This window comes from Streptomyces caatingaensis, from assembly GCF_001187435.1.
Taxonomy (GTDB): domain Bacteria; phylum Actinomycetota; class Actinomycetes; order Streptomycetales; family Streptomycetaceae; genus Streptomyces; species Streptomyces caatingaensis.
This window is the reverse complement of record NZ_LFXA01000018.1, coordinates 185,253-208,607: the sequence shown is the minus strand read 5'-3', so window position 1 is coordinate 208,607 and position 23,355 is coordinate 185,253. Positions and strand designations below refer to the sequence as shown.

The window sequence follows — 23,355 nt, the reverse complement described above, 5'->3', positions numbered from 1 at the left end:
CCGCGGCTGGTGTGCAGGCCGACTCAGATGTCGAGGAAGCGGACGTCCTTGGCGTTGCGCTGGATGAAGGAGCGCCGCGCCTCGACGTCCTCGCCCATGAGCACCGAGAACAGGTCGTCCGCCTGGGCCGCGTCGTCCAGCGAGACCTGGCCGAGCACCCGGTGGTCGACGTCCATGGTGGTGACGCGCAGTTCCTCGGCGTTCATCTCGCCGAGACCCTTGAAGCGCTGGACCGAGTCGTCCTTGATGCGCTTGCCGTTCTCCCGGCCGAGCTGGATCAGGGCGTCGCGCTCGCGGTCCGAGTACGCGTACTCGAAGTCGTCCTTGCCCCACTTGATCTTGTAGAGCGGGGGGCGCGAGAGGTAGACGTGGCCGGCCTCGACCAGCGGGCGCATGAAGCGGAAGAGGAAGGTCAGCAGCAGGGTGTTGATGTGCTGGCCGTCGACGTCGGCGTCCGCCATCAGAATGATCTTGTGATAGCGGAGCTTCGAGATGTCGAAGTCCTCGTGCACACCCGTGCCGAACGCGGAGATCAGCGCCTGGATCTCCTGGTTCTGCAGGATCTTGTCGACCCGCGCCTTCTCGACGTTGAGGATCTTGCCGCGGATCGGGAGGATCGCCTGGTACTCCGGGTTCCGGCCGGACTTGGCCGAGCCGCCGGCGGAGTCGCCCTCGACGATGAAGATCTCGCACTTGGCCGGGTCGTTGGACTGGCAGTCCGACAGCTTGCCCGGCAGCGACGCCGTCTCCAGCAGGCCCTTGCGGCGGGTCAGGTCGCGCGCCTTGCGCGCCGCGACGCGCGCCGTGGCCGCCTGGATCGACTTGCGGATGATGTCCGCGGCCTCGTTGGGGTTGCGGTCCAGCCAGTCCGTGAGGTGCTCGTAGACCGCCTTCTGCACAAAGGTCTTGGCCTCGGTGTTGCCCAGCTTGGTCTTCGTCTGGCCCTCGAACTGCGGCTCGCTCAGCTTGACCGAGATGATCGCGGTCAGGCCCTCGCGGATGTCGTCGCCCGTGAGGTTGTCGTCCTTCTCGCGGAGCAGCTTCTTGTCGCGCGCGTACTTGTTGATCAGCGAGGTCAGCGCGGCGCGGAAGCCCTCCTCGTGGGTACCGCCCTCATGGGTGTGGATGATGTTGGCGAAGCTGTAGACACCCTCGCTGTACTGGGTGTTCCACTGCATCGCCACCTCGACCGAGAGCATCCGCTCCTTGTCCTCGGCGTCGAAGGCGATGACGGTCGGGTGGACCAGGTCGCCCTTGCGCGAGTTGAGGTAGCGGACGAAGTCCGAGATGCCGCCCTCGTAGTGGTAGCGGACGGAGAGCGGCTTGCCCTCCTCGTCCACGTGGTCCGGGCGCTCGTCGGTCAGGGCGATGGTCAGCCCCTTGTTGAGGAACGCCATCTCCTGGAAGCGCCGCGAGAGCGTCTCGAAGGAGTACTCGGTGGTCTCGAAGATGTCGCCGTCGGCCCAGAAGGTGACGGAGGTGCCGGTCTCGTCCGTCGCCTCGTTCTTCTGCAGCGGGGCGGTGGGGACGCCGAGCTTGTAGTCCTGCGTCCAGCGGAAGCCGTCCGTCTTGACCTCGACGGCGACGCGCGTCGACAGCGCGTTGACGACGGAGACGCCGACGCCGTGCAGACCGCCGGAGACCGCGTAGCCACCGCCGCCGAACTTGCCGCCCGCGTGCAGGACGGTCAGCACGACCTCCACGGCCGGCTTGCCCTCGGAGGGCACGATGCCGACGGGGATGCCACGGCCGTTGTCGACCACGCGGACGCCGCCGTCGGGCAGGATCGTCACGTCGATGGTGTCGGCGTGGCCGGCCAGGGCCTCGTCGACCGAGTTGTCGACGACCTCCTGCACCAGGTGGTGCAGGCCCCGCTCACCGGTGGAGCCGATGTACATGCCCGGCCGCTTGCGGACCGCGTCCAAGCCCTCCAGCACGGTGATCGCGCTGGCGTCGTACGACGTCTCACCGCCGGGAGCGGAAGGGGTGGTGTTCTCGTTGGGGTTGCCGGAATCGGCCACGAAGCGCCCTTTCTGGCACAGCACAGCCCTTCTCCTACCCGTGGCGGCGGTTCGCCCTCGGTCGGGGACCGGATGGCAGGCGGGAGCGACTGCGTCGTTCGACTTGTTTCCGCGATCGGCATTCCGCGAATCGGCGGGATTACCACCAGTCTACCGGTAGCGCCGACATGAATGGGGGTTTGGCGGTGTCTGAGTCCGCATGTGCCGCCCTGAACCGGCATCAGCCGACTCCCTATATGTGGCCCCGGGCTCCAAGAGGCTCACAGCGGCACTCAGCGCTTTGGGATGTCAACCGCCCGCTACCGTGAGCACCGCCTCGGCAACCACCCCCGGCCCGCGGGCACCAACAGCCCCCGGCTCAGCCGTAGGTGTCGCCCGGCCCCGTGCTCCCCGGGGCCCGCAGCGCCCCGTACCGCCGGCCCGGGCCGCCCGGCCCCAGCACCTTGATCATCCGGACGGTGCCCCGGCCGAGGTCGTCGTTGAGCCGGGCCACCAGCTGGGGGGCCAGCAGCCGCAGCTGGGTCGCCCACGTCGTCGAGTCGCACTGCACGGTCAGGACCCGCTCGTCCTCGTCGTAGCGCTGCGGCTCGCAGTGCAGCGCCACGTCCTGGCCGACGATCTGCGGCCAGCGGCCCATCACCCCGCCGACCGCCGCGGGCGTCTCCCAGCCGCGCTCAGTGATCAGCCGGCTGATGGCCGCCCCCAGCGGCAGTGGGTCGCGGCCGTCGGCCCGCGCGCCGGAGCGCAGGCCGCCGCGCCGCGCCTGCTTCTTCTGCTGCACCGCGTTGCCCCGCGCCCGCGCCTGCTCCTTGGCGGCGCGCAACGCCACCCGCGCCAGGTCGACCCCGGTGGGCTCCGGCGTCCGCCCGGTCATGCCCGCTCCACCGTCCCCCCGGAGACCGCGAACCGGGCGCCCGTCAGCGCACCGGGGACGTCGTCGTCCACCGCGGCCGTCACCAGCACCTGCTCACCGGTCGCCACCAGCTCCGCCAGCCGCTCCCGGCGGCGGGCGTCCAGCTCGGCGAAGACGTCGTCGAGCACCAGCACCGGCTCGTTGCCCTCGGCCCGCAGCAGCTCGTAGGAGGCCAGGCGCAGCGCCAGGGCGTACGACCAGGACTCGCCGTGGCTCGCGTACCCCTTCGCGGGCAGCTCGCCCAGGCGCAGCACCAGGTCGTCGCGGTGCGGGCCGGCCAGCGTCACCCCGCGCTCCAGCTCCTGCTTGCGGGCGTCGCCGAGGGCGGCGAGCAGCACCTCGTAGAGCTCCTCGCGGGTGCGGACGGTGTCGGCGCCGGCCGGGCCGCGGTAGTCGAAGGCCACCGGGCCGCCGCCGGGCGCCAGTTGCTCGTACGCCCGGTCGGCCAGCGGCCGCAGGGCGGCGATCAGGTCGAGCCGGTGGGCCAGCAGTTCGGCGCCGGCCCGGGCCAGGTGCTGGTCCCAGATGTCGAGCGTCGACATGTCCATCGAGCGCCCGCCGTGCCGGCGGGCCAGGGCGGCGGACTTCAGCAGGGTGTTGCGCTGCTTGAGGACGCGCTCGTAGTCGGAGCGCACGCCCGCCATCCGCGGGGAACGGGCGGTGACGAGCTCGTCGAGGAACCGGCGGCGCTCACCGGGGTCGCCCTTGACGAGGGCCAGGTCCTCGGGGGCGAACAGGACGGTGCGCACGATGCCCAGCACGTCACGGGGTCTGACCTGCGAGGACCGGTTGATCCTGGCCCGGTTGGCCTTGCCCGGGTTGAGCTCCAGCTCGATCAGCTGCTGCCGGTCGTCCTGGACGACGGCGGCCCGTATGACGGCCCGGTCCGCGCCGAGCCGCACCAGGGGGGCGTCGGAGGAGACCCGGTGGCTGCCGAGCGTCGCCAGATAGCCGACCGCCTCGACGAGGTTGGTCTTGCCCTGGCCGTTGGGGCCCACGAAGGCCGTGACGCCCGGGTCGAGCGGGACCTCGACCCGGGCGTACGAGCGGAAGTCGGCGAGCGAGAGATGCGAAACGTGCATGGGTGCGCGCCGAGCCTCCTGTCGGCCGTGGGCGTGGGTTACTTGCTCTCGACCGCGTGGCCGCCGAACTGGTTGCGCAGCGCGGCGATCATCTTCATCTGCGGCGAGTCGTCCTGGCGGGACGCGAAGCGGGCGAAGAGCGAGGCGGTGATCGCGGGCAGCGGCACCGCGTGGTCGATGGCGGCCTCGACCGTCCACCGGCCCTCGCCGGAGTCGGCGGCGTAGCCGCGCAGCTTGTCGAGGTGCTCGTCCTCGTCCAGGGCGTTGACGGCCAGGTCGAGCAGCCAGGAACGGATGACCGTGCCCTCCTGCCAGGAGCGGAAGACCTCGCGCACGTCGGTGACGGCGTCGGCCTTCTCCAGCAGCTCCCAGCCCTCGGCGTACGCCTGCATCATGGCGTACTCGATGCCGTTGTGGACCATCTTCGCGAAGTGGCCCGCGCCGACCTTGCCGGCGTGCACGGCGCCGAAGTCGCCCTCGGGCTTGAGGGCGTCGAAGATCGGCTGGACGCGCGCGACGTTGGCCGCGTCGCCGCCGTACATCAGGGCGTAGCCGTTCTCCAGGCCCCAGACGCCGCCGGAGACGCCGCAGTCCACGAAGCCGATGCCCTTGGCCGCCAGCTCCTCGGCGTGCTTCTGGTCGTCGGTCCAGCGGGAGTTGCCGCCGTCCACGACGATGTCGCCGGGCGACAGCAGCTCGGCGAGCTCGTCGATGGTCGACTGGGTCGCGGCGCCGGCCGGGACCATGACCCACACGACGCGCGGACCGGTGAGGGAATCCACAAGCTCCTTGAGGCTGTGGACGTCTCCGAGGTCCGGGTTGCGGTCGTATCCGATGACGGTGTGGCCTGCGCGGCGGATGCGCTCACGCATGTTGCCGCCCATCTTGCCGAGACCGACGAGACCGAGCTCCATCAGTGATCCTCTATGCCGTAGTCGTTGCGGTTTACCCGGAACCGAGCCTACGCCCGGGCCTCCGCGCACACCTGTCGGGAGAGCCCGCTCAAACGGTGGGGCGGACCGGTGGGGCGGCTGCCCGCCCCACCGGGGTCCATGGCCCGCGGGCCCGGGTCAGCCGGACAGGCGCACCGGCATGATCAGGTACTTGTACGCCTCGTCCGCCTCCGCGTCGATCGCCGGCTTGCCGCTGAGCAGCGCGGGCTTGGTGGAGGTGGTGAAGGAGAGCTGGGCGACCGGGGAGTCGATCGCGGAGAGGCCCTCCAGCAGGAAGCCGGGGTTGAAGGCGATGGAGATGTCGTCGCCGTCCAGCCGGGCGTCGACCCTTTCCACAGCCTGTGCGTCGTCGCTGGAGCCGGCCTCCAGGATCAGCACACCCTGCTCGAAGCTCAGCCGCACCGGGGTGTTGCGCTCGGCCACCAGGGCCACGCGCTTGACGGCCTCGACGAACGGCGCGGTCTCGATCACCGCGACCGAGTTGAACTCGGTGGGGAAGAGCGTGCGGTACTTCGGCAGGTCGCCCTCGAGCAGCCGGGTGGTCGTGCGGCGCCCGGCGCCCTCGAAGCCGATCAGGCCCTCGCCCTTGCCGGAGCCGGAGAGCGCCAGCGAGACCGACTCGCCGCCGCTGAGGGACTTGGCCGTGTCCAGCAGCGTCTTGGCCGGGACCAGGGCGACGGCCTGGACGTCGGGGGTCTCCGGCTTCCACATGAACTCGCGGACCGCGAAGCGGTAGCGGTCGGTGGAGGCCAGGGTGACGGTGTCGCCCTCGATCTCGATGCGCACACCGGTGAGCACCGGGAGGGTGTCGTCGCGGCCGGCGGCGATGGCGACCTGCGCGGCGGCGGCGGCGAAGACCTCGGCCGGGACGGTGCCCGTGGCGGTCGGCATCTGGGGCAGGGCCGGGTACTCCTCCACAGGCAGGGTGTGGAGGGTGAAGCGCGAGGAGCCGCAGACCACGGTGACCCGCACGCCGTCGGTGGAGATCTCCACAGGCCTGTTGGGAAGTGCGCGGCAGATGTCGGCGAGCAGCCGGCCGGAGACGAGGACGGTGCCGTCCTCCTCCACGTCCGCCTCCACCGAGACGCGGGCCGAGACCTCGTAGTCGAAGCCGGAGAGGCTGAGCGAGCCGTCCTCCGCCTTCAGCAGCAGACCTGCGAGGACCGGCACCGGAGGACGGGCCGGGAGGCTGCGGGCCGCCCAGGCCACTGCCTCCGCGAGTACATCGCGCTCCACCCGGATCTTCACCGGAACCGCCTCCTGCTTGTTGCTGGCTGGCCCTGCTGGGCTGTCTTCGTCGGCTACGTCGGCTACGAAGCCGGAGAACAGTCTGACGTACGCCGCTGACAGCCGGTGCTGCCCGCGGTCAAGTCGTGCGTCGCGTCGCGGGACGGCCCGGGCCGAGGTTGTGCACAGGACCCACTTCGAAGCGAGTTCCCCGGTTGATCTCTGTGGTCGTAGTAGTAGGCCCTGTGGAAACCGTGGATAACGACCTTTGCGCAGGTCAGCGCGGGATTTTTGTCCACCGGCCCTGTGGGCGCGGGCCGTGGAAAAGCAGGGGTCGCTGTGGAGAACGGAAAGTTCTGCACAGGCGGTGCACAGGGGGGCGGCACTTCTCCCCAGCGCCGTCCCCAGCTTTACCCACGTTCCCCACAGCCCAACCCGGCACCTCGGTGTGATGCCTTTCACTCGGCGCGGTGAGCCCGGGCGTTTCGTTGCCGAACAGTGGACATCCGTGTGGAAAGGCTGTGCACAACACCGATCTTCCTGTGGGCGGCCGGTGGACAGTCGTCGGCCGCTCCCTCGGGACCCCTGTCGTCCACAGGTTGTGGAAATCGGTTCCTCACACTTCCCCAGGCTGCTGACCTCCCCTGATGGGCTATCAACAGGGCCTGCTGTGGACATCATCTGGATAACTCCCCGGTCCCCAGGGTGTGGACGGGCCTCCGCTGTGGATTCTGTGGAGAACGGGGTGACGAGGACCCCTATTCGAACAAGGCGTCCCGGAGGTGACGCCCCGCGGAACGGCGAAGGGCGCCCCGGGAACCGTCCCGGAGCGCCCTCGGACGCGTCCGCCGCGCTCTCCGCGCGGTCCTGTCAGCCGTTCTTGATGCGGTTGGTCAGCTCCGTCACCTGGTTGTAGATGGACCGCCGTTCGGCCATCAGCGCGCGGATCTTGCGGTCGGCGTGCATGACCGTCGTGTGGTCGCGGCCGCCGAACTGCGCGCCGATCTTCGGCAGCGAGAGGTCGGTGAGCTCCCGGCACAGGTACATCGCGATCTGACGGGCCGTGACCAGCACCCGGCTGCGCGAGGCGCCGCACAGGTCCTCGACGGTGTGCCCGAAGTAGTCCGCCGTGGCCGCCATGATGGCCGGCGCCGTGATCTCCGGGGACGCGTCCTCCCCGCCCGGGATCAGGTCCTTGAGGACGATCTCGGTCAGCCCCAGGTCCACCGGCTGGCGGTTGAGGCTGGCGAAGGCCGTCACCCGGATGAGCGCGCCCTCCAGCTCGCGGATGTTCCGCGAGATGCGCGAGGCGATGAACTCCAGGACCTCCGGCGGGGCGTTGAGCTGCTCCTGGACGGCCTTCTTGCGGAGGATCGCGATCCGGGTCTCCAGCTCGGGCGGCTGGACGTCCGTGATCAGGCCCCACTCGAAGCGGTTGCGCAGCCGGTCCTCCAGGGTCACCAGCTGCTTGGGCGGCCGGTCCGAGGAGAGCACGATCTGCTTGTTGGCGTTGTGCAGCGTGTTGAAGGTGTGGAAGAACTCCTCCTGGGTCGACTCCTTGCTCGCGAGGAACTGGATGTCGTCGACCAGCAGGATGTCCATGTCGCGGTAGCGCTTGCGGAACGCGTCCGCCTTGCCGTCGCGGATGGAGTTGATGAACTCGTTGGTGAACTCCTCGGAGCTCACGTAGCGCACCCGCGTCCCGGGGTACAGGCTCCGCGCGTAGTGCCCGATCGCGTGCAGCAGGTGGGTCTTGCCGAGCCCCGACTCCCCGTAGATGAACAGGGGGTTGTACGCCTTGGCCGGCGCCTCGGCCACCGCCACCGCGGCCGCGTGCGCGAACCGGTTGGACGCGCCGATGACGAAGGTGTCGAAGAGGTACTTCGGGTTCAGCCGGGCGGTCGGCTCCGCCGGCCCCGACCCGGAGGAGGACTTGCCGCCCACCGGACCGCCCACCGGACCCCCGCCCGGGCCGCCGCCGGTGCCGGGCACGCCGCGCCCGTCCTGGCCGCCGCGGGCGTCGGGGAGCTCGCGCTGCTGCTCGTAGGGCCGCTCCGGGGCGGACGGGCGGTAGCCGCCGTTGTCCCGCTGCGGCGGCTCGTAGCCGCCCGGGGAGTGCTGGGGCGAGGCGTACGGGTCGCGCTCGGCCTCGCCGAAGCCGAGCCGGGGCTGCTGCCAGCCGTAGTCCCCGCGGTCCGCGGGCGGCGGGGCCGCGTGGCGCGGCCAGGCGCCCGGGTCCGTGCGGGGCTGCTGGTAGTCGGGGTAGGCGGGACGTACCGACGGCAGGTCGTCGCCGGCCGGCGGACGGCCGTAGCCGCCGCGGTCGTCGTAGCCGTCGTACGCCTCGCGGGCCGGTCCCCCGTGGGGGCGCTCGTCGGGCGCGGGCCGCTCGGGCGCGGCGGGCTCGCCGGCGGAGTTGTCCACCGTGATCGCGATCCGGATGGGCCGGCCGCACTCGCGGCTGAGCGCCTCGCTGACGACCGGGGCCAGCCGGCCCTCCAGCACGCCCTTGGCGAACTCGTTCGGAACGGCGAGCAGGGCCGTGTCGGCGACCAGGGCGAGCGGCTGGCACCGCTTGATCCAGTGCTCGTCCTTGCTCTCGACTCTGCCCTCGCCCAGGAGCTGCTCCAGCACGCGCGGCCAGACTGCGGCAAGATCGGCAGGCAGGTCAGCCACAGGGCACGCTCTCTCGGTCAGCGGGGGCGCCCTTTGAGTCCCACGAATGTGTGGTTCTCGGGACGGGCGGGAAGTATTCGGAGTTCAGCCACGGTAGTCAGGGCGCGGCGGGTGGTTCAAGTCGTTGTCCACAGGGTGTGTACAAATGTGTCATGCGGCGGGCGTGGCGTCGCACGCGGGCACGGTTGGCGGCTCCGGGGCCCGCGGGAGGCTACGGTGTATCCCTGGTGCGCTGCCGGTTTGACCGGATGGCGTAATGCCGCGTACCGTGACCAGGTCGAGTTGTCGATGGCTGCTGCCGCCTGCCTCCGATGGGCAAAGGTAACGCTCCCCAGCAGTGGAGCGGGACCGTGAAGCGGTGCCTTGCGTACTTGAGAGCTTCTCGTGGGCGCACGGTGACAGCCAGGCGATGTCCCGCCATCACACGATTCATGGAGTCCCCGAGTGAGCAAGCGCACCTTCCAGCCGAACAACCGCCGTCGTGCGAAGACCCACGGCTTCCGCCTGCGCATGCGCACCCGTGCCGGCCGCGCGATTCTCGCGTCCCGCCGCAGCAAGGGTCGCGCCCGCCTGTCGGCCTGATCAGCCAGACGTCAAGGTCCATGACGTGCTGCCTTCCGAGTCTCGGCTGAGGCGGCGCGAGGACTTCGCGACCGCGGTGCGCCGAGGACGCAGGGCCGGACGCCCGCTCCTCGTCGTCCACCTCCGCAGCGGTGAAACGGACCCGCACCCACCTGGGGAAACAGTCTCCCCGGTGCGTGCGGGTTTCGTCGTGAGCAAGGCCGTGGGCGGTGCCGTGGTCCGCAACCGCGTCAAGCGGAGGCTGCGCCATCTCATGCGTGACCGGCTGGATCTCCTGCCCGCCGGTAGCCTGGTGGTGGTGCGAGCCCTGCCGGGCGCGGGCGAGGCGGACCACGGTCAGCTGGCCCGCGATCTCGATACCGCGCTGCAGCGGCTGTTGGGAGGGGCGCCGCGAAGCTGCAATCCCCCGGGTACCGGATCTCCGGTCTCCCGGCAACCCGGCCATGACCCGGGAGGGAGTGCACGGTGAAGTACCCGCTGCTGTGGTTGATCAAGCTGTACCAGTGGACCGTCAGCCCGCTGCTGGGCCCGGTCTGCAAGTACTACCCCTCGTGCTCGCACTATGGCTACACGGCCATCCAGGTGCACGGCGCGATCAAAGGAACGGCGCTGACGGCCTGGCGCATCCTGCGCTGTAATCCGTGGTCGCTCGGTGGCGTCGACCACGTACCTCCCCGGAAGCGTCCGGTCTGGCACCAGCGGCTGAGGAGCCGACTGGGCGGACACCCCGTCGTGGGGTCCGCCGCACAGCCCGAGACTCAGCCCAACGCCCAAGGAGCCTGATTCGTGGACACGATCCTCGGTCCTCTCTATTACGCAGTTTCCTGGATCATCGTCCAGTTCCACTCGTTCTACAGCCTCATGTTCGACAAGAACAGCGGCTGGGCGTGGGGCCTGTCCATCGTCTCGCTGGTGGTGCTGATCCGCATCTGCCTGATCCCGCTCTTCGTGAAGCAGATCAAGGCGACGCGGAACATGCAGGCGCTCCAGCCGAAGATGAAGGCGATCCAGGAGCGCTACAAGAGCGACCGGCAGCGCCAGTCCGAAGAGATGATGAAGCTCTACAAGGAGACGGGCACCAACCCGCTCTCGAGCTGTCTCCCGATCCTGGCCCAGTCGCCCTTCTTCATCTCGCTGTACCAGGTCCTGAACCACATCGCGCAGGGCAAGACGGTCGGCGTCATCGACCAGTCGCTGCTGGACAGCGCGCGCAAGGCGCACATCTTCGGTGCCCCGCTGTCCGCGAAGTTCATGGACAACGCGAGCAAGGTCGAGCACCTCGGGGCCACGCTGACGGACGTCCGGGTCGTCACGGTCATCATGATCGTCCTGATGTCGCTGTCGCAGTTCTACACGCAGCGCCAGCTGATGACGAAGAACGTCGACCTCTCGGTGAAGACGCCGTTCATGCAGCAGCAGAAGATGCTGATGTACGTCTTCCCGATCATGTTCGCCGTCTTCGGCATCAACTTCCCGGTCGGTGTCCTCGTCTACTGGCTGACCACCAACGTGTGGACGATGGGGCAGCAGATGTACGTCATCCGCCGCAACCCCACCCCGGGCAGCCTCGCCTACACCCAGCGCCAGGAGCGCCTGAAGGCCAAGGGCAAGCTGAAGGAGGACCCGGCCGAGATCGCGGCGAAGGAGGCCGTCGAGGCCGCGCGCGCCGCCCGCCAGCAGCCGAAGCGCCAGCCGAAGTCGAAGCGCCAGGCCGCCGGCCAGGCGGGCAAGACCCCGGCCGGCCGCACCCGGGCCTCGTCCGGCAACGGTGCCAAGGAGTCCGAGGACGGCAAGCCGCAGCAGGGCGGCGGTTCGTCCCGCGGCGCCAAGTCCGGTCAGCGCAAGGGCGGCCCCCAGCGGCCCAAGCACCCCTCGTCCAAGAAGTAATGAAGGAGTCCACCGTGACGGACACCCAGCACCAGACCAGTGCGGCCGCCGCCGAGGGCACCGACACGCTGTCCCGCCTGGAGCAGGAGGGCGAGATCGCGGCCGACTACCTCGAGGGTCTGCTCGACATCGCCGACCTGGACGGCGACATCGACATGGACGTCGAGGCGGACCGGGCGTCGGTGTCGATCATCAGCGACTCGACCAGCCGCGATCTGCAGAAGCTGGTGGGCCGTGACGGTGAGGTGCTGGAGGCGCTCCAGGAGCTGACCCGGCTCGCGGTCAACCGGGAGACCGGTGACCGCAGCCGTCTCATGCTCGACATCGCGGGCTTCCGGGCGCGCAAGCGCGAGGAGCTCGCCAAGCTGGGCGCGCAGGCCGTGGCGGACGCCAGGAGCAGCGGCAAGCCGGTCAAGCTGGCCCCGATGACGCCCTTCGAGCGCAAGGTCGTCCACGACGCGGTGGCCTCGGCGGGTCTGCGCAGCGAGTCCGAGGGCGAGGAGCCGCAGCGTCGCGTCGTCGTCCTGCCGGCGTGACCCAACCCCACTTTCCGGTAGGTACGGCCCCGTCTGTTCGCAGGCGGGGCCGTACCTTGTCAGCCTGACGGTGCGGACCCCGCGGGACGGGGGACCGCACTGTCGTCGATCTCGTCGCTACAACGTGGTACGGAAGGACGGTTCACCGTGGAAGAGGCAGCGGAGCTCCCCCCGGCGCCCCCGGAGGCACGGGCGGTTTTCGGCGACCGCTTTCCGGACGCCGTTCGCTATGCCGAGCTGCTGGCCGACGCGGGCGTCCGGCGCGGTCTCATCGGGCCCCGCGAGGTTCCCCGGCTGTGGGAACGGCACCTGCTGAACTGCGCGGTGCTCTCCGAGGCCGTGCCCGAGGGCGTCTCGGTGTGCGACGTGGGCTCGGGGGCCGGACTGCCGGGCATCCCGCTGGCCCTGGTCCGTTCCGACCTCCAGATCACGCTCCTGGAGCCGCTGCTGCGGCGCACCACGTTCCTCTCCGAGGTCGTCGAGCTCCTCGGGCTGGACCATGTCACGGTCGTGCGCGGCCGGGCCGAGGAGGTGCTGGGCAAGCTCCAGCCGGTGCACGTGGTGACGGCGCGCGCGGTGGCCCCCCTGGACCGGCTCGCCGGCTGGGGCGTGCCGCTGCTGCGGCCGTACGGCGAGATGCTGGCCCTCAAGGGGGACACGGCCGAGGAGGAGCTCAAGGGCGCCCGGGCGGCGCTGAGCAAGCTGGGGGTGGAGCGGACGTCGGTGCTCCAGGTCGGCCAGGGGATCGTGGACCCGCCGTCGACCCTGGTGCGGGTCGAGGTCGGCGAGAGCCCCGGAGGCGTGCGCTTCGCGGCCAAGCGGGCCAAGGCCGCCCGCGTGAGCCGTTCCCGCCGCCGGCGCTGACGGGTGGAGCCGGGCGGGTCCTCCGGACCTGCCCCATGCTCCATACAAGCTGACTGACGTTTACATCACGGAGTGTCGCGGCGGGTGAGCGGTGCGTCACGTGCATCGTGTTTCACGTGAAACATCGCTCCTTGCTGCAGGGAATCATCGGCCGCGGCCGGGCGGCCGCGGCGCGTGATCGACGGACGGTCGACGTCGTGGAGCCGTCACGGCTATCCACAGGCACGGTGGATTCATCCACAGGGGAGCGGGCCTCACTGGTTCGCACCCCGGGAAACATGGCAGGCTCTCCACATCGCGAGCCTGATGTCGAGGAGAGTGAATCCTTGCGGTCCGACGCCAATATCGCGGGGCCGATGGCCGATCCGGTCCCCGGTCCCCGCCCCGCCGACTCCGAACCGGTCCCCGCCCCCGCGGGTGCCGCGGGGTCCGTTTCACGTGAAACCGCGCCGCACCCCGGGGCGGGACGGGAAACGCCGCCCCAGATGCCCCGGCCGGAGCAGACCCGGGTGATGGTGGTCGCCAACCAGAAGGGCGGGGTCGGCAAGACCACGACCACGGTCAACCTGGCGGCCTCGCTGGCGCTGCACGGCAACCGGGTGCTGGTGGTGGACCTCGACCCGCAGGGCAACGCCTCGACGGCGCTGGGCATCGACCACCACGCCGAGGTGCCGTCGATCTACGACGTTCTGGTGGACCAGCGGAAGCTGTCCGAAGTGGTGCAGCCCGTCCGGGACGTCGAGGGTCTCTTCTGCGCCCCCGCCACCATCGACCTGGCCGGTGCCGAGATCGAGCTCGTCTCCCTGGTGGCCCGCGAGAGCCGGCTGGACCGGGCCATCAAGGCCTATGAACAGCCGCTGGACTACATCCTGATCGACTGTCCTCCCTCGCTGGGCCTGCTGACGGTCAATGCCCTGGTCGCGGGCGCCGAGGTGCTGATCCCCATTCAGTGCGAGTACTACGCGCTGGAGGGCCTGGGACAGCTGCTGCGGAACGTCGAGCTCGTCCGGGGGCATCTCAACCCCAAGCTCCATGTGTCGACGATCCTGCTGACCATGTACGACGGCCGGACGCGGCTCGCCTCCCAGGTGGCCGACGAGGTGCGCAGCCACTTCGGCCAGGAGGTGCTGCGGACCAGCATTCCGCGCTCGGTCCGCATCTCCGAGGCGCCCAGCTACGGCCAGACGGTGCTCACATACGACCCGGGCTCCAGCGGTGCGCTGTCGTACATGGAGGCGGCCCGGGAGATCGCGCTCCGGGGAGTCGGCGTGCAGTACGACGGCGACAGGGCCCATATGGTGGGCCGTCAGCAACAGCATGACCAGCACAGCATGTCGGAGGGGCTGCAGTGAGTGAGCGACGTAGAGGACTGGGCCGGGGGCTCGGTGCACTGATCCCGGCGGCGCCCAAGGGAGCGGAGATCGGTACGCCCGCGATGGGGCCCGGTGCGACGTCCCCCACCGCGATGCCCTTGCTGACCGCGGACCGGATGGCGGCGACACGGATCGCGGAGAAGGAGGCGGCTGCCGCGGCGGCCGATGCCGCGGTGCCCGAGGTGCCGGCCGCGCAGCAGCCCGAGGCCGTGGAGACGGTGGCGGGAGCGCACTTCGCGGAGCTCCCCCTGGACTCCATCACGCCCAACCCGCGGCAGCCCCGTGAGGTGTTCGACGAGGACGCCCTGGCCGAGCTGGTCACCTCCATTCGCGAAGTGGGGCTCCTCCAGCCCGTCGTCGTCCGGCAGCTGGGCCCCGAGCGCTACGAGCTCATCATGGGCGAGCGGCGCTGGCGGGCCTGCCGTGAGGCCGGACTGGAGAAGATCCCCGCCATCGTCCGGGCCACGGAGGACGAGAAGCTCCTCCTGGATGCGCTGCTGGAGAACCTCCACCGGGCGCAGCTCAACCCCCTGGAGGAGGCGGCGGCCTACGACCAGTTGCTCAAGGACTTCGCCTGCACGCACGACGAGCTCGCGGACCGCATCGGCCGCTCGCGTTCGCAGGTCTCCAACACCCTCCGGCTGCTGAAGCTTTCGCCGGAGGTGCAGCTGCGGCTCGCCTCCGGAGTGCTCTCCGCCGGCCATGGCAGGGCGCTGCTCTCGATCGACGACGCACAGGAGCAGGAGAAGCTCGCCCGCCGCATCGTGGCGGAGGGGCTCTCCGTGCGCTCGGTGGAGGAGATCGTCCAGCTGATGGGCTCGCGGACGAAGAAGTCCACGAAGGCCAGGGGGCTCCGGGCCGGGGCCAGGGTCTCCCCCGCGCTGAGCGATCTGGCGTCGCGGCTCTCGGACCGCTTCGACACCCGGGTGAAGGTGGACCTCGGGCAGAAGAAGGGAAAGATCGTCGTCGAGTTCGCCTCGATCGACGACCTGGAGCGGATCCTGGGCACCCTCGCTCCCGGTGAAGGCGGGGTGCTGGACCAGAAGCTCTCGGAGGACGCGTCCGACGAGACCGCGTCCGGTGACGGCACCGGGGAGTAATTCCCTTCCGGTCTTTCGGGGCGGCTTGTGTTCCACGTGAAACACAGGCCGCCCCTTTGCCTTTGTCGACTGTCGGCCCAATCGCCCTGTGGCTACGATGCGTTGAGGTATGGCACAACCGCGTCGGACACGCTGTCGCAGTTCACGGAGGGGCGAGGCCATGCGAACGGTGAGCCGGAACGGCTGGGTGGCGACGGGGCTGGGCCTGGGGGCACTTGCCGGATTCGTCGGCGGCCTGCTCAGGGAGCGCAGTGTGCTGGGCGTCTCCCAGGGCGTGGCACGCGCAGGAAGTGAGGAACTGGCTCGATGGGGCGTCGGCTCGTACCGCTCACTCTGGACAATCTCCCGGACCTCCCGAAGCGCTGTCGCGCCTGTGTCTTCTGGGAGCTGGACCCCGTCAGCGGTGAGGCCGCGCTGAGAGCGGGACGTCCGGAGCTGGAGAAGGAGGCCTGGATCTCGGCGGTGCTGCTGGAGTGGGGCTCGTGCGGCCGGGTCGTCTATGTGGACGACGAGCCGGTCGGCTTCGTGCTCTACGCCCCTCCGGCCTATGTGCCCCGCTCCACGGCCTTCCCCACCAGCCCGGTGGCGGCGGACGCGGTGCAGCTGACCACCGCCTGGCTGATGCCGCGCTTCCAGGGGCAGGGGCTCGGCCGGGTGATGGTGCAGACGGTGGCCAAGGATGTGCTCCGACGGGGGTTCAAGGCCATCGAGGCCTTCGGTGACGCCCGTTGGAAGGAGCCGGCGTGCGTCCTGCCGGCGGATCATCTGCTGGCGGTCGGATTCAAGACCGTGCGGCAGCATCCGCGGTATCCGCGGCTGCGGTTGGAGCTGCGTTCGGCGCTCTCCTGGAAGGAGGACGTCGAGCTGGCGTTGGACCGGCTGCTCGGCGCGGTCCAGAAGGAGCCCGCCCTGCGGCCGTTGTGAGCGGGCCCGGCGTGAGCGTGCTGTCCGGCCATGCTGTTCGGGTGTGAAGGAGGGGCTGTCCCCGACGGGGACAGCCCCTCCTTCACACCCGCCGTTTCACGTGAAACGGCGCTCGCCTTCTCACTGGCCGATGAACTCGTCCAGGTCGCGCTCCAGCGCCGCCTTCGGCTTGGCACCGACGATCGTCTTGACGACCTCGCCGCCCCGGTAGACGTTGAGGGTCGGGATCGACATGACGCCGTACTTGGCGGCGGTGGTGGGGTTCTCGTCGATGTTGAGCTTGACGACCTCGAGCTTGTCGCCGTGCTCGGCGGCGATGGCCTCGAGCGAGGGGGCGATCTGGCGGCACGGACCGCACCACTCGGCCCAGAACTCCAGCAGGACGGGCTTGTCGCTCTTCAGGACGTCCTCGTCGAAGGACGCGTCGGTCACGGCCTTGAGAGCCATTGTGCGGTCTCCTTGGTTCTTTGTGCGGAGGGGGGTGATCAGGCGGTCTGCTCGGGCTCGCGGACGTTCACACCGTCGCCGAGGGCGGCCAGGAACCGCTCCGCGTCCAGGGCGGCGGAGCAGCCGGTGCCCGCGGCGGTGATCGCCTGACGGTAGGTGTGGTCCACGACGTCACCGGCGGCGAAGACGCCCGTGAGGTTGGTGCGGGTGGTGGGGGACTCGACCTTGAGGTAGCCCTCGTCGTCCAGGTCCAGCTGGCCCTTGAAGAGCTCGGTACGGGGGTCGTGGCCGATGGCGATGAAGAGGCCCTCGACCGCCAGCTCGGAGGTCTCGCCCGTCTTGACGTCGCGCAGGGTCAGCCCGGTGAGCTTGCTCTCGCCGTGGATCTCGGCGACCTCGCTGTTCCACACGAAGGAGATCTTCGGGTCGGCGAAGGCGCGGTCCTGCATGGCCTTGCTCGCGCGCAGGGCGTCGCGGCGGTGGACGACGGTGACGGTCCTGGCGAAGCGGGAGAGGAAGGTGGCCTCCTCCATCGCGGTGTCGCCGCCGCCGACCACGACGATGTCCTTGTCCTTGAAGAAGAACCCGTCGCAGGTGGCGCACCAGGAGACCCCGCGGCCGGAGAGCTCGTCCTCGCGGGGCAGGCCCAGCTTGCGGTGCTGCGAGCCGGTGGCGACGATGACGGCCTTGGCACGGTGGACGGTGCCGGCGGAGTCGGTGACCGTCTTGATGTCCTCGCTGAGGTCGACAGCGGTGATGTCGTCCGGGATCAGCTCGGCGCCGAACCGCTCGGCCTGGGCCCGCATGTTGTCCATGAGGTCGGGGCCCATGATGCCCTCGCGGAAGCCCGGGAAGTTCTCCACGTCGGTGGTGTTCATCAGGGCGCCACCGGCAGTCACCGAGCCCTCGAAGACCAGCGGCTTGAGGGAGGCGCGGGCGGTGTAGAGCGCCGCCGTGTAGCCCGCGGGCCCGGAGCCGATGATGATCACGTTGCGGACGTCGCTCACTGGTTTCTTCCTCGTCTCTGCCGACTTGCTGCCTGCTGTGCTGGGTCTCACCCCACCCAACGGATCCTACGGGGCGAGCATTCCCCCCAGGGCATCGCAGCGGCCGGGGAGACCGCTCAGGAACGGGCGATCGTCTGGTTCACCAGGACCTTTCCCGGAATGCCGGGCGATGAGGCGACACAGTCCGCCGCGACGACATAGACGTCAACGAGTGTGTCGTCGCCGGCGTGCGCGAAGACGACCAGATAGGTGTCCGTCCCGGTGAACCGCTCATGACGTGTGACGAGAGCCGTTTCGGGGCGGCCGATGGCCTGTTGCACACAGCTGGGCGCGGTGGTGCCCGAGTCCTGGAAGGGTACCGTCTCCCGGCTGTCCTGGGCTCGCATCCCCCCGCCGTCACTGCCCTTGAGGTCCTTGAGGGCGTCGTGGACCCGGGTCTTGATCTCGGTCACGGCGATCGCCGAGGAGGTGCGCTGTCCGGCCGTGGCCGGGGTGCCGTCCCCTCCACCGTCGCCGCCCTGGAGGAGGACGGTGCCGACACCGAGGGCCGCGGCGGCGCAGGCTCCGCCGATCAGCATCCCGGCCCAGCGGCGCCTCCGGGGCGAGGCCCCTCGGCCCGGGCCGGTGGCTGCGCGGGGACGGCCCGCGGGGCGGCCGGCCGTCACTGTTTCACGTGAAACGCGGTCCGTCGTTTCACGTGAAACACGCTCGTCCGACCGCGGTGCCGTTTCACGTGAAACACCGGGGCGTCCGGTGCCCGGGGAGGTCGCGTCGAGCAGTGCTTCGGCCGCGAGGGCCGCGTCGATCCTCCCGGCGACGTCCGCCGGCATCCGCACCGGGCCCGGCAGGGTGCCCAGCAGTCCCCTGATCTCGTCGAGGGAGACGCGTACGTCCTCACAGATCACGCAGTCCGCGAGGTGCTCCCGCAGATCCGCGGTGCGCGCGGGGGACAGGATCCCCTCGGTGAGCGCGGAGATTTCCGCGACCTCCGGATGCCCCTCCGTGCCGGTCGTCGAGGTCACGCTCGTCCACCTCCGCCCTTCACTGGATCCACGTCACTCTGTCCCGCCGGTGGTGGGACGGTCGTGCCCTGCGACCGGTTCCTTTCCCGCTCGCCGGAAGGGCTACCCCTGCCGTCCGGACGCAGATGGGTGAGGAGCGGCAGCAGCCTGGCCCGGGCTCTGGCGCAACGGCTCTTCACCGTCCCGACGGGGATGTTCAGCACGGCGGCCGCCTCCGCGACGGGATAGCCCTGCATGTCGACCAGGACGAGGACGGCCCTTTGGTCGGGCGGCAGCGTGGCCAGCGCGCCGAGCAACTCGCGGTGCAGATCCCCGCGTTCCGCCGGCTCGGCCGCGGACTCGTGCGGCTCCAGCAGGTGTTCCAGCTTCTCCGTCTCCACGAGGGGCGAGGTTCGTCGGGCGGCGGCCTTGCGGGCACGGTCCAGGCAGGCGTTCACGGTGATGCGGTGCAGCCAGGTGGTGACGGCGGACTGGCCGCGGAAGGTGTGGGCGGCGCGGTAGGCGGAGACGAGGGCGTCCTGGACGGCGTCCGCGGCCTCTTCCCGGTCGCCGAGGGTGCGCAGGGCCACGGCCCAGAGCCGGTCCCTGTGCCGCCGCACGATCTCGCCGAAGGCGTCGGGATCGCCGGCGACGTGCCGGGCGAGCAGCTCGCTGTCACTGCCGCCGGGCGGTGTGCCCCGCTGTCGTGCTTCTTCTCCGATTGCACTCACCCCGCCCCGAGAGCGCCGTACGCCGCGCGCGGCCCGCTGTTGAGAACAACTTAGAGAGGAGAGGGATCCACTGGGTAGGGGCAGCGGGTCCTCGGGTCAGTGGCCGAGGAACTGGACGTTGCTGATGGCCTGCTTGTGGCCGCTCCCACTGAAGTCCTTGGGACCGCTGTAGGGCAGAGCGGTGATCCACATCAGCACATAGCGCGTCTTGACCGTGCTCTTCACGGAGAACTTCGCCAGCGTGCCGTTCTCGGTGGTCCCGGCGAGCTTCTTCATCTTGTTCACCGGGGTGGACGTGTCCAGACCGTCCGCCGCATAGAGCGTGATCCTGGTTCCGCCGGCGTCACGCATCCGGATCTTGGCCTCGGAGAGCTGCTGCTCCTTGCCGAGGTCGTAGACGATGCCCACACCCTCCTTGTAGGAGTTGGGAGCCAGCTGGTCGGTGAAGGAGCGTGTGCGCCAGGCGGGGCCGTTGTCCTCGCCGTAGGTGAACTGCACCTTGTCGGGGTTCTGAGGACTGCCGTCGGGGGCGTATTCGTGGCTGTCCTTGATGGACAGTTTGTGGTTGGCGGGCTTGTTCGGGGAGCCGCCGTCCGACGACTGCGAGTGGTGGGTGTCGTCGTCCTTGTCCCCCTTCTTCAGCAGCGTGTCCGCGAGCTGCCAGCTGCCCAGGCCCAGCGCGGCGATGAGCAGCGAGGAGACGATCCACTTGATGGCCGTGCCCGTGCGGCTCTGCAGCGGGGGCGGCGGAGCGGCGGCGGCCGGGTGTGCCACGGGCGGTCCGTACCCTCCGGCCTGGGGCCGGTGGTAGGACGGACCCGCGGTGAAGGGCGTCTCCGGCGGCCGGATGCGCGGCATCGCCGCGACCGCCTTGGCGAGCTCCTCCGGGGTCGTGCAGGGCTCCTCCTGCCCCTTGGAGGTGAGCGCCCGCATCGCCAGCTGGGAGAGCCCGCGATGGACGCCCGCGCGCACCTGGTCGGGTGCGATCAGCCCGACGCCCTTGGGCAGCCCCGCCAGGCCGTGCGCGTTGCCCTCGTAGGGCCAGCGCTGGGTGAGCGCCGCGTACAGCAGGGCGCCGATGGCCTCGGTGTCGGTGCGCTGGGGGGAGTCGGAGGTGATGCCGCGCAGGGCGGCCATCACGGCGAGGCCGCGGATGCGGTACTGCCCACTGCCGGTGCGCAGCACGGACGCGGGCCCGAGCCGCAGGTGCGCCAGCCCCTCGCGGTGGGCCGACGCCATCGCCTGGGACACCTGGCTCACGAGCTGGTAGGCGTCGAAGGGCTCCATGGGGCCGGCCGCGAGGACCGCGGTCAGCTCCGTGGCGTCGGGCAGCCACTCGTGGACGACGTAGACGAGGTCGTTCTCCTCGACCGCGTCGAGGACCTGGACGAAGCGCGGGTCGCCGAGCAGCGCCGCGGAGCGCGCGGCGGCGAGCACCGAGCGGGCACGGGGGTGATCGGCGGGCAGCAGGTGGACGCCGACGGCCCGGCGCAGCTTCTCGTCGACGGCACGCCAGCTACTGAATCCGTCCAGACGGGTGACGCATTCCTCGAGGCGGTACCGTCCGGCGAGCTTGTGGCCGCTGTGCAACTCGGCAGGGCGCTCCGCGCGCCCGTCGTCCTCGCGCGCGCCGACGACGTCCTTCTGGGTCTTCCCGGCCTCCGTGCCGTCGGCCGTGGCCTTGCCCGCCTTGGCGGCGCTGCTGTTTGCCACGTCGACGGCAGCCGTGCTCCGTTCCGCCACCGTCGTTCCTGCCTCCCCGTCCGTTGCACCCTGTCCGCGGCCAAGACAATTGTGCCCACACTCCGTCGCCCTGCACGACACACGGCGGTGGGCGAAGGTTGTGCTCCGGTCAGCGTCCGAGGCGCCCCCGGACCATGCCGACCATGGCGGTCAGCTCCTCGACGCGCATGCGCTTGGCGGCCGCGTAGAAGATGGCGAGCAGGAGGGCTCCGCCGACGACCAGGGCGGCGAGCGATCCGGTCACGCCGCTGCCCAGGACCTGCCCGACGCCGTAGGCGGCGACGCCGCCGACGATCGTGGCCGGGATGCAGGCGCCCGCCAGGCGGGCGTACGTCCGCACCACGCGGGCGCCGTCGAGGTCGCCCCCGAGCCGGTTCCGCAGGCGCCGCCAGGCGACGCCGACGCCGACGGCGTAGGCGAGGCCGTAGGAGGCGCCCATGCCCGCCACGACCCAGCGGGCCGGGAGGACGAAGTAGCTGATCGCCGAGCACGAGGCGTTGACGGCGGCGATGATCACCGTGTTGTAGAAGGGGGTGCGGGTGTCCTCGTACGCGTAGAAGGCGCGCAGGATGACGTACTGCACGGAGAACGGGATCAGGCCCAGGCTGAACGCCATGAGGGTGTAACCGAAGGAACGGGCACCGTCGCCGGACGAGCCGAAGAGGAGGGTGCACATCGGGATGCCCAGCGCCAGGAAGCTGAAGGCGACGGGCACGATGGCGACGGCCGAGGTGCGCAGGCCCTGGGAGATGTCGTCCCGGACCGCGCTGACGTCTCCGTCGAGGGCCGAGCGAGAGAGCCGGGGAAGCATCGCGGCCATGATCGAGACGGTCAGGATGGCCTGCGGCATGTTCCAGATCAACTGGGCGTTGATGTAGGCCGTGATGCCGGTGCCGGGGTGGCCCTGGCGGGACGCCTCGTGGCCGGCCGCGGTGGCGAGCTGGGTGACGACGAGGTTGCCCGCCTGGTTGGCCAGGACGAACAACATCGTCCACTTGGCCAGCTTCGCGGCCTTGCCCAGGCCGTGGCCGCGCCAGTCGAAGCGGGGGCGGACCTTGAACCCGGTCGCCCGCAGGTAGGGCAGCATCGCCAGGGCCTGGACCACCAGTCCGAGCAGCGTGCCCACGCCGAGCAGGCGGATGCCCTCCGGCGGGATCGTGTGCACGTCCAGGTGGGAGGTGCCGGAGGTGCCGTAGACCCAGATGAAGAGTCCGAAGGTGGTGATGACGACGACGTTGTTGAGGACGGGGGTCCACATCATCGCGCCGAAGCGGCCGCGGGCGTTGAGGATCTGACCCATCACCACGTGGATGCCCGTGAAGAAGATCGTGGGCATGCAGTAGCGGACGAAGGTCACCGTGACGGAGTTGGCCGCGGCGTCGTCGGCGAAGTCGTTCGACATCAGGGGGACGAGGTACTCCGCCCCCAGCACGGTGAGCAGGACCAGGCCGCCGAGGATCACGCTGACGAGCGTCAGCAGTCGGTTCGCGTAGGCCTGGCCGCCGTCCGAGTCCTCCTTCATGGCACGGACCAGCTGCGGGACGAAGACGGAGTTGAGACCTCCGCCGATCGTCAGGAAGAAGACCATCGCGGGGAGCTGGTTGGCCACGGTGTAGGTGTCGCTGAGCACCGCGGTGCCGAGCGCGACCACGATGAGGGCGTTCTTCACGAAGCCCGTGAGCCGGGAGACCATCGTGCCCGCCGCCATCAGCGCGCTCGACTTCAGCAGCCCGGACGCCTTGCCGCCCTTGGCGGCGGGGGCCGCGGGGGCGGGCTCCTGCTCGTCCAGCGGCTCCGCCGCGAGCGGCTCGGAGAGCGGCACGGCGGGCTGCGTCGGCTGCGGGCTGTACTGCCCCGGCCCCGGAATCTGCTGCCCCGCCGGCCGCTGCGGCTCGTACGGCTGCTGCTGATCGCGGTAGAGATGCGCGAACGCGTCGCGCCGCGGAGGCTCGGGCGTGCCGCCGGGGACGCTGTCCATGACCTGCGTGGTGGCGTCGTCGAAGGAGTACGCGGAGGGCCACGGCTGCTGTTGCGGTTGCTGGGGCTGGACGGGGCCGGGCGGGGGCACGAGCGGGCCGCCCCCGTACGGCGCGCCCTGCGCCGGGGCCTGGCCGCCCGGGGTCTGACCGGGGTACGGCTCGGCGGCGTACGCGTCGCGCAGGTAGGGGTCCTGGGCGTACGGTTCCGGCCGCGGCGGCTCCTGGGCGCCGGGCGGGGCCGGCGGGTACTGGTCCCGCCGGTCTCCCCCGGCACCCTGGCCGCGGTCACCGTCGTACGGCGCGTTCATC

20 protein-coding genes and 1 pseudogene are annotated in these 23,355 nt (G+C 70.5%); 9 read left to right on the top strand and 12 right to left on the bottom strand.

All coding sequences use genetic code 11. The features are described from left to right. Window positions 1–23: 23 nt before the first annotated feature. From gyrB to dnaA, 6 genes are all read right to left on the bottom strand, one after another. Window positions 24–2,045 carry a DNA topoisomerase (ATP-hydrolyzing) subunit B gene (gyrB, locus tag AC230_RS27595; protein WP_049719079.1) on the bottom strand — a complete coding sequence of 674 codons (2,022 nt, stop codon included), beginning with the start codon at window positions 2,043–2,045 and terminating at the stop codon, window positions 24–26. Between the two features lie 334 nt (window positions 2,046–2,379). After that, the gene (locus AC230_RS27590; protein WP_049719078.1) at window positions 2,380–2,895 is read right to left on the bottom strand and encodes a DciA family protein; all 516 of its coding nucleotides are present in this window, start codon (window positions 2,893–2,895) and stop codon (window positions 2,380–2,382) included. After that, complete coding sequence (recF, locus tag AC230_RS27585) at window positions 2,892–4,016, bottom strand: DNA replication/repair protein RecF (RefSeq protein WP_049719077.1); 1,125 nt, start codon at window positions 4,014–4,016, stop codon at window positions 2,892–2,894. The genes AC230_RS27590 and recF overlap by 4 nt, the downstream gene beginning before the upstream one ends. A 38-nt stretch (window positions 4,017–4,054) precedes the next feature. Further along, the gene (gene gnd / locus AC230_RS27580) at window positions 4,055–4,930 is read right to left on the bottom strand and encodes a phosphogluconate dehydrogenase (NAD(+)-dependent, decarboxylating) (RefSeq protein ID WP_049719076.1); all 876 of its coding nucleotides are present in this window, start codon (window positions 4,928–4,930) and stop codon (window positions 4,055–4,057) included. Between the two features lie 156 nt (window positions 4,931–5,086). Then, complete coding sequence (gene dnaN / locus AC230_RS27575; RefSeq protein ID WP_049719075.1) at window positions 5,087–6,217, bottom strand: DNA polymerase III subunit beta; 1,131 nt, start codon at window positions 6,215–6,217, stop codon at window positions 5,087–5,089. 849 nt (window positions 6,218–7,066) lie between these two features. Further along, on the bottom strand, window positions 7,067–8,872 hold the full coding sequence (dnaA, locus tag AC230_RS27570) for a chromosomal replication initiator protein DnaA (RefSeq protein WP_049719074.1): 1,806 nt from the start codon (window positions 8,870–8,872) through the stop codon (window positions 7,067–7,069). 444 nt (window positions 8,873–9,316) lie between these two features. Here dnaA and rpmH point away from each other — a divergent pair, with 444 nt between their 5' ends. From rpmH to AC230_RS27530, 9 genes and pseudogenes are all read left to right on the top strand, one after another. Next, window positions 9,317–9,454, top strand: coding sequence for a 50S ribosomal protein L34 (rpmH, locus tag AC230_RS27565; RefSeq protein ID WP_003956500.1), 138 nt, complete (start codon window positions 9,317–9,319; stop codon window positions 9,452–9,454). Window positions 9,455–9,479: 25 nt separating this feature from the next. Continuing rightward, a pseudogene (gene rnpA, locus AC230_RS31605) lies at window positions 9,480–9,848 on the top strand (ribonuclease P protein component); the annotation flags it as partial. 71 nt (window positions 9,849–9,919) lie between these two features. Continuing rightward, complete coding sequence (gene yidD / locus AC230_RS27560) at window positions 9,920–10,237, top strand: membrane protein insertion efficiency factor YidD (protein WP_049719073.1); 318 nt, start codon at window positions 9,920–9,922, stop codon at window positions 10,235–10,237. 3 nt (window positions 10,238–10,240) lie between these two features. Then, on the top strand, window positions 10,241–11,341 hold the full coding sequence (gene yidC, locus AC230_RS27555; RefSeq protein WP_049719072.1) for a membrane protein insertase YidC: 1,101 nt from the start codon (window positions 10,241–10,243) through the stop codon (window positions 11,339–11,341). Window positions 11,342–11,355: 14 nt separating this feature from the next. Beyond that, window positions 11,356–11,877, top strand: coding sequence for a Jag family protein (locus tag AC230_RS27550; protein WP_241833388.1), 522 nt, complete (start codon window positions 11,356–11,358; stop codon window positions 11,875–11,877). Between the two features lie 147 nt (window positions 11,878–12,024). After that, the gene (gene rsmG, locus AC230_RS27545; protein ID WP_049719070.1) at window positions 12,025–12,741 is read left to right on the top strand and encodes a 16S rRNA (guanine(527)-N(7))-methyltransferase RsmG; all 717 of its coding nucleotides are present in this window, start codon (window positions 12,025–12,027) and stop codon (window positions 12,739–12,741) included. 278 nt (window positions 12,742–13,019) lie between these two features. Beyond that, window positions 13,020–14,093, top strand: coding sequence for a ParA family protein (locus AC230_RS27540; protein ID WP_078871622.1), 1,074 nt, complete (start codon window positions 13,020–13,022; stop codon window positions 14,091–14,093). Next, entirely contained in the window at window positions 14,090–15,214 is a 1,125-nt protein-coding gene (locus AC230_RS27535) for a ParB/RepB/Spo0J family partition protein (protein WP_049719069.1), read from the top strand. The genes AC230_RS27540 and AC230_RS27535 overlap by 4 nt, the downstream gene beginning before the upstream one ends. A gap of 306 nt (window positions 15,215–15,520) precedes the next feature. After that, on the top strand, window positions 15,521–16,138 hold the full coding sequence (locus tag AC230_RS27530; protein ID WP_049719068.1) for a GNAT family N-acetyltransferase: 618 nt from the start codon (window positions 15,521–15,523) through the stop codon (window positions 16,136–16,138). Between the two features lie 120 nt (window positions 16,139–16,258). Here AC230_RS27530 and trxA read toward each other — a convergent pair whose 3' ends face one another. The 6 genes from trxA to murJ all read right to left on the bottom strand — a co-directional run bounded on the left by trxA (window position 16,259) and on the right by murJ (window position 23,354). Beyond that, on the bottom strand, window positions 16,259–16,585 hold the full coding sequence (gene trxA, locus AC230_RS27525) for a thioredoxin (protein ID WP_049719067.1): 327 nt from the start codon (window positions 16,583–16,585) through the stop codon (window positions 16,259–16,261). Window positions 16,586–16,623: 38 nt separating this feature from the next. Then, window positions 16,624–17,592: a thioredoxin-disulfide reductase gene (trxB, locus tag AC230_RS27520; RefSeq protein WP_049719066.1), complete on the bottom strand. Its 969-nt coding sequence runs from the start codon at window positions 17,590–17,592 to the stop codon at window positions 16,624–16,626. A 116-nt stretch (window positions 17,593–17,708) separates the two neighbouring features. Next, window positions 17,709–18,614 (bottom strand): zf-HC2 domain-containing protein, encoded by a 906-nt coding sequence (locus AC230_RS27515; RefSeq protein WP_049719065.1) that lies wholly within the window; start codon window positions 18,612–18,614, stop codon window positions 17,709–17,711. After that, entirely contained in the window at window positions 18,611–19,324 is a 714-nt protein-coding gene (sigM, locus tag AC230_RS27510; RefSeq protein ID WP_198535627.1) for an RNA polymerase sigma factor SigM, read from the bottom strand. The genes AC230_RS27515 and sigM overlap by 4 nt, the downstream gene beginning before the upstream one ends. A 96-nt stretch (window positions 19,325–19,420) precedes the next feature. Continuing rightward, on the bottom strand, window positions 19,421–21,067 hold the full coding sequence (locus AC230_RS27505; RefSeq protein ID WP_049719064.1) for a protein kinase family protein: 1,647 nt from the start codon (window positions 21,065–21,067) through the stop codon (window positions 19,421–19,423). Between the two features lie 109 nt (window positions 21,068–21,176). Continuing rightward, complete coding sequence (gene murJ / locus AC230_RS27500) at window positions 21,177–23,354, bottom strand: murein biosynthesis integral membrane protein MurJ (protein ID WP_049719063.1); 2,178 nt, start codon at window positions 23,352–23,354, stop codon at window positions 21,177–21,179. Between the last annotated feature and the right edge of the window lies 1 nt (window position 23,355).

What these genes read in the sequence shown, in the direction of transcription:
- AC230_RS27590 (WP_049719078.1), bottom strand. Translation starts at nt 2,895, where the DNA reads ATGACCGGGCGGACGCCGGAGCCCACCGGGGTCGACCTGGCGCGGGTG.
- recF (WP_049719077.1), bottom strand. Translation starts at nt 4,016, where the DNA reads ATGCACGTTTCGCATCTCTCGCTCGCCGACTTCCGCTCGTACGCCCGG.
- gnd (WP_049719076.1), bottom strand. Translation starts at nt 4,930, where the DNA reads ATGGAGCTCGGTCTCGTCGGTCTCGGCAAGATGGGCGGCAACATGCGT.
- AC230_RS27540 (WP_078871622.1), top strand. Translation starts at nt 13,020, where the DNA reads ATGGCAGGCTCTCCACATCGCGAGCCTGATGTCGAGGAGAGTGAATCC.
- AC230_RS27530 (WP_049719068.1), top strand. Translation starts at nt 15,521, where the DNA reads ATGGGGCGTCGGCTCGTACCGCTCACTCTGGACAATCTCCCGGACCTC.
- trxA (WP_049719067.1), bottom strand. Translation starts at nt 16,585, where the DNA reads ATGGCTCTCAAGGCCGTGACCGACGCGTCCTTCGACGAGGACGTCCTG.
- murJ (WP_049719063.1), bottom strand. Translation starts at nt 23,354, where the DNA reads ATGAACGCGCCGTACGACGGTGACCGCGGCCAGGGTGCCGGGGGAGAC.